The organism is Streptomyces katrae (assembly GCF_002028425.1).
Taxonomy (GTDB): Bacteria; Actinomycetota; Actinomycetes; order Streptomycetales; family Streptomycetaceae; genus Streptomyces; species Streptomyces katrae_A.
This window is the reverse complement of the sequence record NZ_CP020042.1, coordinates 1,356,034-1,370,114: the sequence shown is the minus strand read 5'-3', so window position 1 is coordinate 1,370,114 and position 14,081 is coordinate 1,356,034. Positions and strand designations below refer to the sequence as shown.

The window sequence follows — 14,081 nt, the reverse complement described above, 5'->3', positions numbered from 1 at the left end:
TTGGAACTGTGACGCTCTGCGGTAGGGTCTGCCGCACCCGGTGGCTGATCGAGGAGCGTGCACGTGTTCAACCGGACCAGATGCCTGCAGATCACTGCGGCCCTTGCGTCCATATCCCTGCTCGCCGGATGCGGTCTGCTTTCGGACGACGCCGACGCCGCGGCGAAGAGGATCACGGTCGGCACCACGAGCGCGCCGAGCACCCTCGACCCCGCCGCGGCCTGGGACGGCTCCTGGGAGCTCTACCGGAACATCTACCAGACCCTCCTGGCGTTCCCCACGGGCAGCACCAAGCCCCAGCCGGACGCCGCCCAGAGCTGCGACTTCACCGACACGGCGAACATGGCCTACCGGTGCACCCTGCGCAAGGGCCTGAAGTTCTCCGACGGCGAGCCGCTCGACTCCAAGGCGGTCAAGCACTCCCTCGACCGGATCAGGACGATCAACTCCCAGGTCGGCCCCAAGGGGCTCTTCGAGAGCCTGGACAAGATCGAGGCCCCCGACCCGCTCACGGTCGTCTTCCACCTGAAGACCCCCGACGCGACCTTCCCGTACGTCCTCGGCTCGCCCGCCGCCTCGCTGGTCGCGCCCAAGGAGTACCCGGCCGACAAGGTCCGCTCGGACGGCAAGGTCACCGGCTCCGGCCCGTACCTGCTCGCCTCGTACAAGGAGGGCTCCGAAGCGGTCCTCGACGGCAACGAGGGCTACCAGGGCTTCGCCAACCGCCGTAACGACGCGGTCACCATCCGCTACTTCAAGAAGTCCGACCAGATGGTGGCGGCCCTCAAGAACAAGGAGATCGACGCCACCTACCGAGGCCTGTCGGCGGCGGAGATCAAGGACCTGCAGAGCACCGCCTCGCACAACCAGGGCGTCCAGGTCGTCGAGAACGTCGGCTCCGAGATCCGCTACCTGGTCTTCAACCCCCAGGACCCGCAGGTCGCGAAGTTGCCGGTGCGCCAGGCCATCGCCCAGGTCATCGACCGCGGGGCGCTCGTCACCAAGGTCTACCAGGGCACCGCCGAGCCGCTGTACTCGATGGTCCCCAAGGGGGTCGTCGGCCACAAGACGCCCTTCTACGACATGTACGGCAACGCCGACGTGGCCAAGGCGCGCAAGCTCCTGCAGTCCGCCGGGATTCCCACGCCCGTGGACCTCACGTTCTGGTACACCACGGACCGCTACGGCGGCTCCACCGCCGACGAGTTCACCGAGATCAAGCGGCAGCTGGACGAGAGCGGCCTGTTCAAGATCACGCTGCGCAGCAAGCCCTGGAAGGACTTCCAGGTCGGCTACAAGAACGGCGAGTACCCGGTCTTCGGCCGCGGCTGGTTCCCCGACTTCCCGGACCCGGACAACTTCATCGCGCCGTTCGTCGGCAAGGAGAACGCGGTCGGCACGCCGTACGAGAACGCCACGATCCAGAACGAGATCCTGCCCAAGTCCCGCCGCGAGAGCGACCGCTCGGCCGGCGTCCGGGAGTTCGAGCAGGCCCAGCAGATCTTCGCGCAGGACGTCCGGCTGCTGCCGCTGTGGCAGGGCAAGCTCTACGTCGGCGCCCGCGAGGACATCGCCGGGGCCGAGCGCGCCCTGGACCCCCAGACCGCCATGCAGATGTGGGAGTTGTACCGCAAGACCAGCTGGTGACGGCGGGCCCCGGGTGCGCGGGCGCCCGGGGCGTAGCGTTGTCAGTGGTGCCCGGTAGGTTCTGAGGAGTTGCACGAACTTGTACCGGAGGTTGTCGACGTGCCCCAGATGCTGCCCGAGTCGTGGCTGCCCGTCCTCGGCGGGGAGCTGGACCAGCCCTACTTCAAGGAGCTCACCGAGTTCGTCGAGAAGGAGCGGGCGAACGGGCCGGTCTACCCGCCGCGCGAGCAGGTCTTCGCGGCCCTGGAGGCCACGCCGTTCGACAAGGTGAAGGTACTCGTCCTGGGCCAGGACCCGTACCACGGCGCCGGCCAGGGGCACGGCCTGTGCTTCTCCGTGCAGCCCGGGGTCAGGACCCCGCCCTCGCTGCGCAACATCTACAAGGAGATGAAGGAGGAGCTGGGCCTGGAGGTCCCGGACAACGGGTACCTGATGCCCTGGGCCCGGCAGGGCGTCCTCCTGCTGAACGCCGTGCTCACCGTCCGTGAGGCCGAGCCCAACTCGCACAAGGGCAAGGGCTGGGAGAAGTTCACCGACGCGGTGATCCGCGCCGTGTCCGACCGCTCCGACCCGTCCGTGTTCGTCCTCTGGGGCGCCTACGCCCAGAAGAAGATCCCGCTGATCGACCAGGAGCGGCACGTCATCGTCAAGGGCGCCCACCCCTCGCCGCTGTCGGCCAAGAAGTTCTTCGGCTCCCGCCCCTTCACGCAGATCAACGAGGCCGTCGCCGCGCAGGGCCATGAGCCGATCGACTGGCGGATCCCGGACCTGGGCTGACACCCCACCGCGCCTCGGCGTCAGAGCCGGTGCCTCCGGCTAGCTTCTTGATGATCGGACCGGAATCAGGTCCGGCAGAGCAAGCCGGAGGCCCCGTTGACGGAGCAGCAGCAGGAGGCGTCGGAGGACGCCGTCATGACCAGGATCGGCCAGGCGGTCATCCTGCTGCACGCCGGGGACCGCGAGGAGGCCCGTAACCGGCTCTGCGAGATCTGGTCCGAGATCGGCGAGGAGGGCGACCTGCTCCACCGCTGCACCCTCGCCCACTACATGGCCGACACCCAGGACGACCCCGCCGACGAACTGGCCTGGGACCTGAGGGCCCTGAGCGCCGCCGACAGGCTCGGCGAGGCGGTGCGCGTCTTCTACCCCTCGCTGCACCTCAGCCTCGCGGCCGACTACGTCAAGCTGGGCCGCCCCGAGGCAGCACGCGTGCACCTCGCGCGGGCCCGCGCCGCCACCCGGGCCCTGCCCGACGACGAGTACGGCGACGGCGTCCGCGACGCCATCGCCCGCCTGGAAAGACGGCTCGTGGCGGAGGCGGGCCCGGGCCCCCGGCCCTTCCCCGAGCAGTCGCCCTAGGGACCGTTCAGCCCTCGTGGACGCCCGCGCAGATGCGGGCCTCCGGGCTGTCCGGCTTCCAGTGACCGTGCCGGCGGCCCAGAGCGCACACGTCGGCCGGGCGGACCGGGAACTCCCGCACCAGCTCGCGCGGCACCCGCGCGTCGGTCCGTACCGCCCCCGGAAGGCCCCCGGGCAGCCGCTCGGCGTGCCCGGCGTGCCTGCGCGGCTCGGGGATGTCGGGTACGGCCTCCGGGGCCTCCTCCGCCGGCACGGCCCGCTCAGGCCCGCCCGATGCGGAGCGCGCCGTGCCCCGGCCGGCGGCCGTGGGCGCCGAAGGACGCGCGGCACGGTCCCGGGGGACGGCCTTCAGCGCCTCCAGGGCGGGCGCCTGGACCACCACCGGCAGCGCCCCGGGGCCCCCGCGCGGCTCGTGCCGGGGCGCCGCCGCGCCGGAGGGAGCCCCGGCGGGCCGCATCGGCGCGGGGCTCACGTTCACGCAGCCGGAGACCGCCGAGACCGCCGAAACGGCGCAGGCGGCTCCGAGGAGCAGTTTCGTCGAGGTTCGGGTTGGATGCACCCGCGCAACTCTGCTGTGCGAGGGCCCCGTTGCGAAAACCCTGGGCCGATATTCACCCCGCACGGGTGACGCGGAGGCGGTGTCCGGCGGACACCGCCCGCCCCGGCACCCCCGCTACTCGCCGGTGGCCCCGTCGATGTGCTCGCGCAGGAGGTCGGCGTGCCCGTTGTGCCGTGCGTACTCCTCGATCATGTGCGTGTAGATCCAGCGCAGGCTGAAGACCTCGCCCCGGTGGTGGCTCGCGGCGTCCGAGACCGCGTCGAGGGAACGGCCGGCGACGGCCCGGCGGGCCAGCTCGACCTCCTCGTGCCAGACCTGCTCCGCGTCGTCCCAGGTGTCCGCGCCGGTGAACTCGAAGTCCCCGTCCCGGTTCTCGCGGGTGCTGTAGAGGTCGGGCAGGTCCTCGCCGAGGGAGATCTCCCGGAACCAGTACCGTTCCACCTCCGCCATGTGCCGTACGAGGCCCATCAGGCTCAGTGCCGAGGGCCGCAGCGGGGTGGCGCGCAGCTGTTCGCCGGAAAGGCCCTCGCACTTCCAGGCGAGGGTGGCGCGGTGGTACTCCAGCCAGCCGTCCAGCATCTCGCGCTCGCCGGCGGTCGTGGAGGGCTCGTGGCGGTGGTTTCCCTGGGAGGTGGTCATGGCCGCCATCCTGGTCGAACGCGCCATCGGCGACCAGCGATTATGCTGCGGAGTCCCATACGGCATACGGCACATACCAGGAGGCTCCCGGTGAAGGTCGGCGTCATCGGACTCGGCGACATCGCCCAGAAGGCGTACCTGCCCGTGCTCACCACCCGCCCCGGGGTCGAACTGCACCTGCAGACCCGCACCCACGCCACGCTGGAGCGGCTCGGGGCGGTCCACCACGTCCCCGAGGGCCGCCGCCACGCCTCCCTCGGCGCGCTGATCGCCCAGGGCCTGGACGCCGCCTTCGTGCACGCCCCGACCGGCGTCCACCCCGAGATCGTGGAGCGGCTGCTGGAGGCGGGCGTGCCCACCTACGTGGACAAGCCGCTCGCCTACGAACTCGCCGACTCCCGCCGCCTGGTCGAGCTGGCCGAGGAGCGCGGCACCTCCCTCTTCGTCGGCTTCAACCGCCGTCACGCCCCCGGGTACGCGCAGTGCGCCGACCTCCCGCGCGATCTGATCGTCATGCAGAAGCACCGGGTCGGGCTCCCCGAGGACCCGCGCACCCTGGTCCTCGACGACTTCATCCACGTCGTGGACACCCTGCGCTTCCTGCTGCCCGGCGAGGCCGACCACATCGACGTCCGCGCCGTGGTGCGCGAGGGGCTGATGTCACAGGTGGTGCTCCAGATGTCCGGTGAGGGATTCACCGCCCTCGGCATCATGAACCGGCTCTCCGGCTCCACCGAGGAGGTGCTGGAGGTCTCCGGACAGGACTCCAAGCGCCAGGTCGTCAACCTCGCCGAGGTCATCGACCACAAGGGGCAGCCGACGGTGCGCCGGCGCGGGGACTGGGTCCCCGTGGCCCGCCAGCGCGGGATCGAGCAGGCCGTCGACACCTTCCTGGAGGCCGTGGAGGGCGGCAAGGTGCTCAGCGCCCGGGACGCCCTGCTCACCCACGAGCTGTGCGAGCGGGTGGTGCTGACGGCGCTGGAGCAGACCTCGCGGCCCTGACCGCCCGGGCGCCCCGGGCCGCGCAGTACAGGCCGAGCGCGGCCAGCGAGGCGCCGCCGGGCCAGTTCCCGAACCGGACGAAGAGGGTCGTGCCCCGGGCCAGCGGCACCTCGTACACGGCTGCCGTGCTCGCCGAGGTGGGCAGGGCCCTGCCGATCCGCTCGCCCGACGGGCCGTAGACCGCGCTCACCCCGGTCAGGGTGGCGTGCACCATGGGGCGGCCGGTCTCGGCGGCGCGCAGGGCCGCCAGCGAGGCGTGCTGGGCGGGGGCCCAGCTGCGCTGGAAGGTCGAGGTGGACGACTGGGCGACCAGCATCCCGGCCCCCTCGTCGGCCAGGTAGCGGCTCATGTCGGGGAAGGCCGACTCGAAGCACACCAGCGGGCCGATCCGGGTCCCGCCGGGCAGGTCCATGATCACCGGCCCGTCGCCCCGCATCCGGTCCTCGCCCGCCGCCTTGCCCACCGAGGTGGCCCAGCCCAGCACCGACCGGGCCGGTATGTACTCCCCGAAGGGCACCAGCCGCATCTTGTCGTACCGGTCGCCGGTGGGCCCCTGGGGTCCGACCAGCACCGAGCTCTTGTATATTCCCGGCCGGTCCGAGCGGCGGGCGTCCACGTTGACCAGCAGCGGGGCTCCGACCCGCGCGGACAGTTCCGCCAGCCGCCGGGCCAGGTCGGGCCGCGCCGCCAGGTCCGCGCCGACGCTGCTCTCGCCCCACACCACCAGATCGGGGTGCGTGCCCGCCAGGTCCGACGTCAGCCGCTCCCCGACGGCGAACCGCCGCTCCGCGCCGTCCGCCGCGTCCACCAGGCCGGGCTGCACGACGGCCACGCGCAGCCCGCCCGCCGGCTCCGGGCGCGGCAGCCACAGCCACACCACGCTCGTCAGCACCGCGCACCCCGCGACCGAGGCCACCGCCGCCACCCGCGCACCCGGCGCGGCGACCAGCAGCACCACCGCGCAGTTCACCGCCACCACCAGCAGGCTCACCAGCCACACCCCGCCCACGGAGACCAGCCGGAGCGCCGCGGGCACCTGCCACTGACTGGCCCCCAGCAGCCCCCACGGCCCGCCCAGCCCCTGCCAGGACCGGGCCAGCTCGGACAGCAGCCACCCCGCCGGTACGAGCAGCAGGGCCACCGCGGCCCGGCCCGGATCCGGCGCCCCGCCCAGCAACTCCCTTACCAGCAGCGCCCAGGGGATCCACAGCAGCCCCAGCAGGGCGGCGAGGGGCACCAGGAACACGTGCAGGCTGGGCAGCAGCCAGTGGTGCACCGCGACGATGAACCCCGCCCCGCCGAGCCAGCCCTCCAGCGCCGCCCGCCGCCCGGTGGGGGCGGAGCGCAGCAGCAGCATCCAGGGCACGAGGGCCACGTACGCCAGCCACCACAGCGCCGGGGCGGGGAAGGCCAGGCACGGCAGCGCCCCGGCGGCGACCGCCCCCGAAGCCCGCCACCACCGGCTGCGCGGGCCCGGCAGGTCCGGCCCGGTGCGCCCGCCCCGTCCGCGCAGCCGGGCCGGCCCGCCCGGCCGGCAGGCCCCGCTCCGCCCGCTCCGCCCGCTCCGCCCGCTCCGCCCGCTCAGCTCCGCGACCATGACGTGCCTCCGCCTCCAGTGTGGGACCGCATCCGGCGGGCCGCGCCCGCAAACTCCGGCCGGCGTTCAGGCCTGCATGTGGCGCCACTTCTCGTGCACGGTCACCCCGGTGAGCCGCCAGCCGGCCGCTGTGCGGGCGAGCGTGAAGGTGTAGCGCCCGGCGGCGACGAAGTTGGGGGAGGTGCCCTGGTCGCCGTCGCCCGCGAGCCGCATCGGGTTCAGGAAGTCGGCCAGCACGCGCGCGGTGTCCCCGGGGGAGCCGTCCCGGTCCTCCAGCAGGATCCGCCGGTTGACGATGAGGTGCTGGCGCACCGGGAACAGCCGCATGGTCTCCGCGAGCCAGTCGGCCACCTCCCCGGCCGGCCCCTCGATCCCGCCCGCCGAGCCGTAGTCGGCCCGCCCGCCGGGGGTGAACAGGGCGCGGTAGGCCGCCCAGTCGCCGTCGTCGACGGCCGCCGCGTACCCCGAGACCACCTCGTCGACCGCCAGCCGGTCCATCACCGTCGCCAGGTCCACACGCTGCGTCATCGGGTCAGTGTGCGGCCGGCGGACCACGAGGCCAAGGGGCGTGCGGCCACGGGATCTTCCGGATGGGGCTCAGTGGCCGGAATGCGCCTCCCGTTTCCGGATCACGACCAGGAAGGCGTCACTGGCCAGGTCCATCACCACCTCCGCCGGCACGCCCTCGCGCATCCGCTGGGCCGCGTACTCCTCCGCGGGCCAGCTGCCGCGCGGACTTCCGGCCGGAAAACGCTCCAGTACCACCCGACCCATGGGACACCCCCAGTCGCTCGCCGTTCAGGTCTCACCGGGCACAACGACGCAGAGGGCGCCCGGGAACGTTCCCGGGCGCCCTCCGTCGCGCACACGTGGGTCCTCGCGGCCGGGCTAGCTGCCGGACGCGCCCGCCTCCGCCGCCAGCACGCCCATGCCGATCAGGACGAACAGCGCGATGCCGAGCAGGATCCGGTAGATCACGAACGGCATGAAGCTCTTGCTCGAAATGAACTTCATGAACCACGCGATGACGGCGTAGCCCACGAAGAAGGCGATCACCGTGGCGAAGATCGTCGGCCCCCAGGTGATGTGGCCGGGGGTCTCGATCACGTCCTTGATCTCGAAGGCGCCCGAGGCCAGCACGGCCGGGATGGCCAGCAGGAAGGAGTAGCGGGCCGCCGCCTCACGCGTGAAGCCGAGCAGCAGACCGCCGGAGATCGTCGCACCCGAGCGCGAGACGCCCGGGATCAGCGCCATCGCCTGGCACACGCCGAAGATCAGACCGTCCTTGACGCCCAGCTCCTTGAGCGTCTTGCGCTGCTTCACCACCCGGTGCCGGCCGCCCTGCTCGTCCCGCGAGGCCAGCCAGTCGGCGAAGCCGAGGATGAGGCCCATCACGATCAGGGTGGTGGCGGTCAGCCGCAGGTCACGGGCCGGGCCGGTGATCTGGTCCTTGAACGCGACGCCGAGGGCGCCGATCGGGATGGAGCCGACGATGACCAGCCAGCCCATCCGCGCGTCCTGTTCGGAGCGCAGCGACTTGGTGTAGAGCGAGCGGAACCAGGTCGAGACGATCCGCGCGATGTCCTTGCGGAAGTAGATCAGCACGGCGGCCTCGGTGCCGATCTGCGTGATCGCCGTGAAGGCCGAACCCGGATCGTGCCAGCCGGCGAAAGCGGCCGTCAGCCGCAGGTGTGCGCTGGAGGAGATCGGCAGGAACTCCGTGAGACCTTGGACGAGACCGAGGATTAGGGATTCGAACCAGCTCATGTCGGTGGGTGCTCGTCCTTGTGATCGTCGGGCAGTTCGGGTCCGATGCTAGGGCCCGTGCGGAGCGGCACCGACCACAGGGGGGTGCACCGGCGAGGGCTCGCACACGGCGGGGGCCGCGAGGCGGTGGCGCCCCCGCCAGGCGACCGCGGCGGCGACCACCCCGGAGACGGCGATGAACCCGGACGAGACGAGGAACGCGGGGGATCCGGGGGAGGAGGCACTGGCTCCCGCGATCACGTACGCGGCCGCGTTGGGCACCGTACCGAGGGCCGTGGCCAGCAAGAAGGGGAGCCAGCCGCAGCGGGACACCGCCGCCAGGTAGTTGGCCGCGGCGAACGGCACCCCGGGGAAGATCCGGACCGCCAGCACGGAACGGAAGCCGTGCCCGCTCAGCTGGGCGTCGGCCGCCTTCAGCCAGCGCCCGCGCAGGAACGGGCGCAGTGCCTCCTGGCCCATCGCGCGGCCCAGGCCGAAGGAGATCCCGGCCCCCAGCACCGTGCCGCCGACGGCCGCCACCAGGCCGAACCAGGTGCCGAAGACCGCCCCCGCGGCGAGGTTCAGCAGCGGGCGCGGCACGAACGCCGCCGTGCACAGCCCGTAGGCGGCCGCGAACAGCAGCACGGCCACGCCGACGGGGAGCCCCGTCGGCCAGCCCTGGGAGAGCAGCCGCTGGGGCTCGTAGACCAGGACGCAGACCCCGGCCGCCACGAGCAGCACGAGCAGCAGCGACAGCCGCGTCCACGGCGCGAGGAGGAGGGACATCCGGGGAGATTAACCGACCGGCGCGGCACCCCGCCGTAATCCAGGCCTCATCCGGACGAACGGAGCCCGACGGCCGGAGCACGCACCGCGCCGGCGAACGGACCCCGGCCCGGCGGTAATTCGTTCGACGCGCCCCGCCCCCTGGGGCAGGATCAGGGGCATGTCCCGGTACGCCTTCACCGCAGCGCCGTCCGCAGTCGCGGACGCGCCGAAGGCTGCCCTCCCCGCCTCCCCGGCACTCGCCCTGGCAGAGGCCTTCGCCGCAGCGGCACCCGCCGCGTTCGACGGCGCACGAAGCTGACCCTTCCCGGATCGTCCGGCGGACCCCGCAGGGGGAGGGTCGGTTCGCTCCAGGGGTCCCGTTCCAGCTTCGAGACACGGGAAAGACACCATGGCCAAGACGGCCTTCGCCCGCACCAAGCCGCACCTCAACATCGGCACCATGGGTCACGTCGACCACGGCAAGACCACCCTCACCGCCGCCATCACCAAAGTCCTCGCCGAGCGCGGCGGCGCCTCCTTCGTGCCGTTCGACCGGATCGACCGCGCCCCCGAGGAGGCCCGGCGCGGGATCACCATCAACCTCACCCACGTCGAGTACGAGACCGGCACCCGCCACTACGCCCACGTCGACATGCCCGGCCACGCCGACTACATCAAGAACATGGTCACCGGCGCGGCCCAGCTCGACGGGGCCATCCTCGTCGTCTCCGCCCTCGACGGGGTCATGCCCCAGACCGCCGAGCACGTGCTCCTCGCCCGGCAGGTCGGGGTGGACCACATCGTGGTGGCCCTCAACAAGGCCGACGCCGGCGACCCGGAGCTGACCGACCTGGTCGAGCTGGAGGTCCGCGAGCTGCTCACCGCCCACGGCTACGGCGGCGACGAGGCCCCGGTCGTCCGGGTCTCCGGGCTCGGGGCACTGGAGGGCGACCCGCGCTGGACCGCGGCGATCGAGGCGCTGCTCGACGCGGTGGACACGTACGTGCCGACGCCCGTGCGGTACACGGACGCGCCGTTCCTGCTGCCGGTCGAGAACGTCCTGACCATCACCGGCCGCGGCACCGTCGTGACCGGCGCCGTCGAGCGCGGCACCGTCCGGCTCGGCGACCGCGTCGCGCTCCTCGGGGGCGAGGGCGAGCCCGTGGAGACCATCGTCACGGGCCTGGAGACCTTCGGCAAACCGATGGAGGCCGCCGAGGCGGGGGACAACGTGGCGCTGCTGCTGCGCGGGGTGCACCGTGACGGGGTGCGCCGCGGCCACGTGGTCGCCGCGCCCGGCAGCGTGGCTCCGCGGCGGCGCTTCACCGCGCAGGTGTACGTCCTCTCCGCGCGCGAGGGCGGCCGGACGACGGCGCTGTCCTCCGGCTACCGGCCGCAGTTCTACATCCGCACCGCCGACGTGGTCGGGGACGTGGACCTCGGCGCGGCCGGGGTGGCCCGGCCCGGGGAGACGGTCACCATGACCGTCGAGCTGGGCCGGGACGTGCCCCTGGAGGCGGGCCTCGGCTTCGCGATCCGCGAGGGCGGGCGCACGGTCGGCGCGGGGACGGTGACCGAGGTCCTCGGGTAGCGGCCCCCGGCTGTGGTGGCGGCGGTCCGGCTTTGCCAGACTGCCGTCACCACACGGGTGGCCCGTGGGGGGAGCGAGGGGCGGGCGGCGATGAGCGGCGACACGGCACGCGAGACGGCACTGGTGCTCGGAGGCGGCGGGCTCACCGGCGTCGGCTGGGAGTCCGGGATCCTCTACGGCCTCGCCCGCGCCGGAGTGGACCTCACCGGCGCCGACCTCGTCGTCGGCACCTCCGCCGGCTCGGTGGTCGGCGCCCAGCTCGCCTCCGGGCTGCTCACCCCGCGCGAGCTGTACGAGCGCCAGCTCGCCGACCCCGCCGGGGAGATCGCGGCGAAGTTCGGCGCGGGCCTGATCGCCCGGTACGCCCTCGCCATGGTCCGCTCGCGCGACGCCGCCGAGTACGGCAGGCGGGTCGGCACCATCGCCCTCGCCGCCGACACCCCCGACGAGGCGGAGCGGCGCGCGGTCCTGGCGGCCCGGCTCGTCTCGCACGAGTGGCCCGAGCGGCGGCTGGTCGTCACCGCCGTCGACGCGCTGACCGGCGAGAGCGCCCTCTTCGACCGGGAGCGCGGGGCCGGGCTGGTGGACGCCGTCGCGGCGAGCTGCGCCGTGCCCGGGGTCTGGCCGCCCGTCACCATCGACGGCCGCCGGTACGTGGACGGCGGCGTCCGCTCCGCCGTCAACGCCGACCTGGCGGCCGGCTACCGGCGCGTGGTGATCCTCGCCCCGCTGCCCGTCGGCGTGGGGAAGCTCCCCTCTCCCGTCCAGCAGGCCGAGCGGCTGCGGGCCGAGGGTGCCCGGGTGCTGCTGATCGTCTCGTCCCCGGAGGCCCGCAAGGCCTTCGGCCGCAACCTGCTCGACCCCGCCCGGCGGGCCCCCGCGGCGCGGGCGGGGCTGGCCCAGGCCGCCGCGCACGTGGCCGAGGCGGCCGCCGTCTGGACGTCGGCCTGAGGGGGCCTGCGGCGGGCCCGACAATGGTGGGGTGAGCGACGAACAGATCCCGGTGATCCGGGAAACGGCCCAGGGCACCGCCAAGCTGATGCCGGACGTGGACCGGGAGCGGGCCTGGCTGCTCACCGTGAACGGGGCTCCGCAGTCCTACGTGGACCTCGACGAGCCGGAGCACCTGGAGTTCGAGTACGTGCGGCGCCTCGCGCACGTACTGGACTGCGCGGCCGAACCGGGGGTGGCGCTGGACCTGCTGCACCTGGGCGGCGGCGCGCTGACCCTGCCCCGCTACGCGGCGGCGGCCCGGCCGGGCTCCCGCCAGACCGTGGTCGAGTTCGACGCGGGGCTGGTGGAGCTGGTGGCGCAGCACCTGCCGCTGGCGGCCGCGGCGCGGGTGGAGGTGCACGCCGCCGACGCCCGGGCCTGGCTGGAGCGGGCCCCGGGGGCGAGCGCGGACGTCCTGGTCGCCGACGTGTTCGGGGGCTCGCGGGTGCCGGCTCAGCTGACCTCGGTGGAGTACGCCCGGCAGGCCGCCCGGGTGCTGCGGCCCGGCGGCCTCTACGCGGCGAACCTGGCCGACGGGGCGCCGTTCGGCTTCCTCAAGGCCCAGCTGGCCAATTTCGCCGCCGTGTTCGGGGAGCTCGCGCTGATCGCCGAGCCGGGGGTGCTGCGCGGGCGGCGCTTCGGCAACGCGGTGCTGCTGGCCTCCGACGCCCCGCTGCCGGTGGCCGCTCTGGCCCGGCGGTGTGCCGGGGACGCGTTCGCGGCGCGGGTGGAGACGGGGGAGGGGCTGCGGCGGTTCATGCGGGGCGCGGTCGCGGTGGCGGACGCCGATGCCGTCGCTTCGCCGGAGCCGCCGGAGGGGGCGTTCAGCGTCGGGTGACGGGCGGGGGTCACGCGTGTGGACGGGCGCAGTGACGGGTGGGGGTTCACACGCCGGCGAGGCTGGACCCGGCCGCGGCGGACTTGTCGGGGACCGGCCTGCGGGTGATGTGGCGGACCTCCGGAACGAGGAGGACCAGGGCCGTGGGGACGATCACCAGGGCCGCGCAGCCCCACAGGGCCGGGGTGCGCCCGAAGACGGTCTCGGCCGGGCCGGCCAGGGCGGTGGCCAGGGGGAGCAGGGAGAGCGAGCCGAACCAGTCGTAGGCGGAGACCCGGGAGAACTTCTCCTCGGGGATCTCCTGGTGCATCGTCGTCATCCAGTTCACGCCGAACACCTCGACGGCGGTGCCGCTGACGAGCATCACCGCGCACAGCCCCCAGGCGGGCAGCGGGACCGCGAGGCCCGCCGAGGGCAGCGCCAGCGGGAACACGCACAGGGTGCCGACCAGCAGCAGGCGGCGCGGCTTCCACAGCATCATCAGGACGGCCCCGGCGATCGTGCCCAGGCCGAAGAAGGCCAGGGCCACCCCCCAGGGGGCCGGCCCGCCCAGCCGGTCGCGGGCGACGAGGGGCCCGTACACCGACTCCGCGGCCCCGACGACGGCGACGACGACGGAGAACTGGAGCACGATGCTCCACAGCCAGGCCCGGGAGCGGAACTCCACCCAGCCCTCGCGCAGGTCGGCCAGCAGGCCCCCGCCCGGGGGCCGTTCGGCGATGTGGCCGACGTCGAGGAAGGCGCGCAGGGCGCCCGCGACGGCGAAGGCGGCCGCGTCCACCGCGAGGACCCAGCCGGGGCCGATCGCCGCGATCAGGGCGCCGCCCAGGGCTGCGCCGCCGATGCCCGCGCCGTTCATCGCCATCCGGAAGAGCGCGAACGCGCGGTTGGAGTGCTCGCCCGAGACGCTGGAGAGGAGCATCCCCTCGGCGGCCGGGTTGAAGAACGCCGTGCCGGTGCCGCAGAGGGCGGTGAGCAGCATCATCTGCCACAGCCGGGGCTCGCCGGTGAGGACCAGCACCGCGAAAGCGGCCTGCGAGAGGCAGTTGAGGGCGTTGGCCGCGACCATCACGCGGTGGCGCGGGAGCCGGTCGGCGAGGGCGCCGCCGACGAGCAGGAAGAGGACGAGGGGCAGCGTACGGGCCGCCGCGACGAGGCCGACGTCGCCGCCGGAGCCGCCCGCGTCCATGACGGCGAAGGCGGAGGCGATGAGCGCTCCGTGGCTGCCGAGGTTCGTCACGACCGCGGCGCCGGTCAGCAGGGCGTAGTTGCGGCCCGCCCAGGAGGGCAGGCGGCGTGAGGGGGCGGGGAAGCCGGCGGGGGGAGAGCTCACCCGGGGACT

Annotated in this window: 16 protein-coding genes; 8 read left to right on the top strand and 8 right to left on the bottom strand. The window is 73.7% G+C overall.

The genetic code is table 11. The features are described 5' to 3' along the window. The first annotated feature begins 63 nt into the window (after positions 1-63). The 3 genes from B4U46_RS06205 to B4U46_RS06195 all read left to right on the top strand — a co-directional run bounded on the left by B4U46_RS06205 (position 64) and on the right by B4U46_RS06195 (position 3,006). Positions 64-1,647: an ABC transporter substrate-binding protein gene (locus B4U46_RS06205; protein WP_079424775.1), complete on the top strand. Its 1,584-nt coding sequence runs from the start codon at positions 64-66 to the stop codon at positions 1,645-1,647. Positions 1,648-1,755: 108 nt separating this feature from the next. Then, positions 1,756-2,424, top strand: coding sequence for a uracil-DNA glycosylase (locus B4U46_RS06200; RefSeq protein WP_079431594.1), 669 nt, complete (start codon positions 1,756-1,758; stop codon positions 2,422-2,424). A gap of 135 nt (positions 2,425-2,559) precedes the next feature. After that, on the top strand, positions 2,560-3,006 hold the full coding sequence (locus B4U46_RS06195; RefSeq protein WP_079431595.1) for a tetratricopeptide repeat protein: 447 nt from the start codon (positions 2,560-2,562) through the stop codon (positions 3,004-3,006). Between the two features lie 7 nt (positions 3,007-3,013). Here the strand turns inward: B4U46_RS06195 and B4U46_RS06190 are convergent, their stop codons facing one another. Continuing rightward, complete coding sequence (locus B4U46_RS06190; protein WP_237292684.1) at positions 3,014-3,565, bottom strand: hypothetical protein; 552 nt, start codon at positions 3,563-3,565, stop codon at positions 3,014-3,016. 114 nt (positions 3,566-3,679) lie between these two features. After that, complete coding sequence (locus B4U46_RS06185) at positions 3,680-4,204, bottom strand: DinB family protein (RefSeq protein WP_079424772.1); 525 nt, start codon at positions 4,202-4,204, stop codon at positions 3,680-3,682. Positions 4,205-4,294: 90 nt separating this feature from the next. Here B4U46_RS06185 and B4U46_RS06180 point away from each other — a divergent pair, with 90 nt between their 5' ends. Beyond that, positions 4,295-5,206 carry a Gfo/Idh/MocA family protein gene (locus B4U46_RS06180; RefSeq protein WP_079424771.1) on the top strand — a complete coding sequence of 304 codons (912 nt, stop codon included), beginning with the start codon at positions 4,295-4,297 and terminating at the stop codon, positions 5,204-5,206. On the opposite strand, the gene lnt is transcribed toward B4U46_RS06180, so the two are convergent. From lnt to B4U46_RS06160, 5 genes are all read right to left on the bottom strand, one after another. Continuing rightward, positions 5,145-6,803, bottom strand: a complete 1,659-nt coding sequence (gene lnt, locus B4U46_RS06175) for an apolipoprotein N-acyltransferase (RefSeq protein ID WP_079424770.1) — start codon at positions 6,801-6,803, stop codon at positions 5,145-5,147. The genes B4U46_RS06180 and lnt overlap by 62 nt on opposite strands. A gap of 66 nt (positions 6,804-6,869) precedes the next feature. After that, positions 6,870-7,331 (bottom strand): nuclear transport factor 2 family protein, encoded by a 462-nt coding sequence (locus B4U46_RS06170; protein ID WP_079424769.1) that lies wholly within the window; start codon positions 7,329-7,331, stop codon positions 6,870-6,872. Between the two features lie 69 nt (positions 7,332-7,400). Next, entirely contained in the window at positions 7,401-7,577 is a 177-nt protein-coding gene (locus tag B4U46_RS37980) for a hypothetical protein (RefSeq protein ID WP_100865141.1), read from the bottom strand. A 114-nt stretch (positions 7,578-7,691) separates the two neighbouring features. Continuing rightward, entirely contained in the window at positions 7,692-8,570 is an 879-nt protein-coding gene (locus B4U46_RS06165) for an undecaprenyl-diphosphate phosphatase (protein WP_079424768.1), read from the bottom strand. 48 nt (positions 8,571-8,618) lie between these two features. Beyond that, the gene (locus B4U46_RS06160; protein WP_079424766.1) at positions 8,619-9,335 is read right to left on the bottom strand and encodes a TVP38/TMEM64 family protein; all 717 of its coding nucleotides are present in this window, start codon (positions 9,333-9,335) and stop codon (positions 8,619-8,621) included. A 160-nt stretch (positions 9,336-9,495) separates the two neighbouring features. On the opposite strand from B4U46_RS06160, the gene B4U46_RS37975 reads away from it, so the two are divergent. From B4U46_RS37975 to B4U46_RS06145, 4 genes are all read left to right on the top strand, one after another. Further along, positions 9,496-9,636 carry a hypothetical protein gene (locus B4U46_RS37975; RefSeq protein WP_167747571.1) on the top strand — a complete coding sequence of 47 codons (141 nt, stop codon included), beginning with the start codon at positions 9,496-9,498 and terminating at the stop codon, positions 9,634-9,636. Positions 9,637-9,726: 90 nt separating this feature from the next. Next, positions 9,727-10,908 (top strand): elongation factor Tu, encoded by a 1,182-nt coding sequence (gene tuf / locus B4U46_RS06155; protein WP_079424764.1) that lies wholly within the window; start codon positions 9,727-9,729, stop codon positions 10,906-10,908. Positions 10,909-10,998: 90 nt separating this feature from the next. Beyond that, complete coding sequence (locus tag B4U46_RS06150; protein ID WP_079424762.1) at positions 10,999-11,859, top strand: patatin-like phospholipase family protein; 861 nt, start codon at positions 10,999-11,001, stop codon at positions 11,857-11,859. Between the two features lie 88 nt (positions 11,860-11,947). Then, positions 11,948-12,739: a spermidine synthase gene (locus B4U46_RS06145; protein WP_167747626.1), complete on the top strand. Its 792-nt coding sequence runs from the start codon at positions 11,948-11,950 to the stop codon at positions 12,737-12,739. Positions 12,740-12,785: 46 nt separating this feature from the next. Here B4U46_RS06145 and B4U46_RS06140 read toward each other — a convergent pair whose 3' ends face one another. After that, entirely contained in the window at positions 12,786-14,072 is a 1,287-nt protein-coding gene (locus B4U46_RS06140; RefSeq protein ID WP_079424758.1) for an MFS transporter, read from the bottom strand. Positions 14,073-14,081 lie beyond the last annotated feature (9 nt).

Excerpts from the sequence above, each read along its gene's own strand:
- B4U46_RS06200 (WP_079431594.1), top strand. The coding sequence starts at position 1,756 with ATGCTGCCCGAGTCGTGGCTGCCCGTCCTCGGCGGGGAGCTGGACCAG.
- B4U46_RS06195 (WP_079431595.1), top strand. The coding sequence starts at position 2,560 with ATGACCAGGATCGGCCAGGCGGTCATCCTGCTGCACGCCGGGGACCGC.
- B4U46_RS06185 (WP_079424772.1), bottom strand. The coding sequence starts at position 4,204 with ATGACCACCTCCCAGGGAAACCACCGCCACGAGCCCTCCACGACCGCC.
- lnt (WP_079424770.1), bottom strand. The coding sequence starts at position 6,803 with ATGGTCGCGGAGCTGAGCGGGCGGAGCGGGCGGAGCGGGCGGAGCGGG.
- B4U46_RS06170 (WP_079424769.1), bottom strand. The coding sequence starts at position 7,331 with ATGACGCAGCGTGTGGACCTGGCGACGGTGATGGACCGGCTGGCGGTC.
- B4U46_RS37980 (WP_100865141.1), bottom strand. The coding sequence starts at position 7,577 with ATGGGTCGGGTGGTACTGGAGCGTTTTCCGGCCGGAAGTCCGCGCGGC.
- B4U46_RS06165 (WP_079424768.1), bottom strand. The coding sequence starts at position 8,570 with ATGAGCTGGTTCGAATCCCTAATCCTCGGTCTCGTCCAAGGTCTCACG.
- B4U46_RS06160 (WP_079424766.1), bottom strand. The coding sequence starts at position 9,335 with ATGTCCCTCCTCCTCGCGCCGTGGACGCGGCTGTCGCTGCTGCTCGTG.
- B4U46_RS37975 (WP_167747571.1), top strand. The coding sequence starts at position 9,496 with ATGTCCCGGTACGCCTTCACCGCAGCGCCGTCCGCAGTCGCGGACGCG.
- tuf (WP_079424764.1), top strand. The coding sequence starts at position 9,727 with ATGGCCAAGACGGCCTTCGCCCGCACCAAGCCGCACCTCAACATCGGC.
- B4U46_RS06150 (WP_079424762.1), top strand. The coding sequence starts at position 10,999 with ATGAGCGGCGACACGGCACGCGAGACGGCACTGGTGCTCGGAGGCGGC.
- B4U46_RS06145 (WP_167747626.1), top strand. The coding sequence starts at position 11,948 with ATGCCGGACGTGGACCGGGAGCGGGCCTGGCTGCTCACCGTGAACGGG.